Origin of the sequence: Shewanella sairae (genome assembly GCF_023283535.1) — a bacterium.
Classification (GTDB): domain Bacteria; phylum Pseudomonadota; class Gammaproteobacteria; order Enterobacterales; family Shewanellaceae; genus Shewanella; species Shewanella sairae.
Genome location: NZ_JAKILT010000153.1, coordinates 1 through 1,961, shown reverse-complemented (window position 1 = coordinate 1,961; position 1,961 = coordinate 1). Strand labels below are relative to the sequence as shown.

2 tRNA genes and 1 pseudogene are annotated in these 1,961 nt (G+C 38.6%); all 3 read right to left on the bottom strand.

Going from position 1 to position 1,961, the window contains the following annotated elements:
* Nucleotides 1-85: 85 nt before the first annotated feature.
* Nucleotides 86-760: pseudogene (locus L2748_RS23700) on the bottom strand (DcaP family trimeric outer membrane transporter); the annotation flags it as partial.
* 887 nt (nucleotides 761-1,647) lie between these two features.
* Nucleotides 1,648-1,723 (bottom strand) — tRNA-Lys (locus tag L2748_RS23695).
* A 43-nt stretch (nucleotides 1,724-1,766) separates the two neighbouring features.
* A tRNA-Lys gene (locus L2748_RS23690) sits at nucleotides 1,767-1,858 on the bottom strand.
* Nucleotides 1,859-1,961: the final 103 nt, after the last annotated feature.

Genomic DNA, 1,961 nt, shown 5'->3' with positions numbered 1-1,961 from the left:
TTGATTTACGGGTCATTTGTTCACCTTGTGTTTAGATGGGGATTATACCCCTTACATCTTGGTGTCCAAATTCACTATGCCACTACATACCTGCAAACGTAAACGCCATGCCGCTTTCTGTTTTCATGTTATAACGAGCCACAAAATCTGGCACCATACCGCTTCCGCTTGTTACGCGCGCTCCTGCAGGATCTCTGTAAGTATTCAAGGTTGTTTCAGGATTTTCCGCTGAGAATTGAAAGCCACCATTGGTGTAACGGATCATTGCTTGACGAACAAACGGCGTACCATCAGCTGCACCAACGAAGTCTAAGTTTTCTGGCAGTGCTCCTGGATTTTGGAATGTGGTCCACATTTGCCCTGCCGCCCAATTATCAAAACTGACAAACGCTTGCCTAATACGCGGGGAATAACTATTAGATACTCGTTCATTACCGTCGGTATGGGTCATAAAATCAAGTTCGATAAAACCTGTTAGCTTATGACCATTTAAATCTGTGGAACTCTTAAAGTTAAACCGTGATTCTCTAGCTTGAAAATCGACAACTTGTTTACCATTGCTCGCATCGCCATAAATAGTACCCGGTACATAAAACTGTCTAGATAAACTGCCTGATCCCGGCGCTCCATTACTATAATCACTGAACATCACATCAGCTTTCACATAACCACCAAATTTAAACTCAGTGTCGGCTGTCGCACCAAAACTCATAGCAGCGATGGTCGCAGCACTTATTAAGGTTAACTTTGCTTGTTTCATTCCTTTTCTCCCTGATATTTTTATTATCTACACAAAATATGACCGAGTTAACAAACCAACAACATTAGCAATAGGTCTATCAGACAAAGGTAGAACACCACTTGCTAATTAATCATATCTGCATACACAAACAAGATATTAGTAAAGAATGAAGTAAAGTGTTAATTGATAATAGCAATCAGCAAGCTAGCTAAAGAAAACTTAGTTAGTATTCAATTGTGGATATTGGGAATAGGTTTTATCAGAAAATTGGAAGTGACTAGGTAAAGTTCAATAAATTCAAACGCTAAATGCTAATAGGGTATAACTAATCAAGCCTGCGTAAAAAATATGTCATACCACGGTAATCTAGCGCATTAATGCTTAATATTTTTATATATAAACTCAAAAAGTAGTGTGAAATATCAAATTTATATGAATTGTGCCCTAAAAATAAAAATCATCATTTAAAACTCAACGGCTTATTTTTAAGTTTATGACTAAGTTTTACGCTAATCTTGAAACGGTAGAGCACTTCACAACTCAAGTAACGATTACCGATATAAATTCCCTACAAAATAGACCATATAAATGAATCTCGATACTCCAACTAGCGCGAATAAAGTTTAATACCAATCGGTATAACGAGAGAGCGAAGCGGCATGATCTACTACAAACCTACTAACTGGCTTTTATTAACGAGATATTTTGGGACTTTATTGGAAAAAATTACATCGATTGAGCTAGAAGTGGTGTAGTGAAGAGTTCAAACCCTCGAGCAATGTAGATATAGAGAGTAAAGCCGACTACGTGTTCTACAAAAACATGACTGAGCCTACAAATATCATTTCATTAACAAGGTAGTTTTTGACTTTATTGAGGAGGAGTAATAAAGATTAAGTAAGAAGTGGTGGGCTGTGAAGGATTCGAACCTTCGACCAATTGGTTAAAAGCCAACTGCTCTACCGACTGAGCTAACAGCCCCCTTGGGTATTGCTTTCTACTTCTTTAGCCACTTGTAGAAAAGTGGTGGGTTCGTGAAGAATGCTAACCATTCGAAAGATTGGTTAAAAGCCAACTGCCCTTGCCTTCATAAAGAATCGACTGAGCTAACGACCCATCTAGTATTGCTTCTACTTCTTTAGCCACTTGCAGAAAAGTGGTGGGCTGTGAAGGATTCGAACCTTCGACCAATTGGTTAAAAGCCAACTGCTCTACCGAC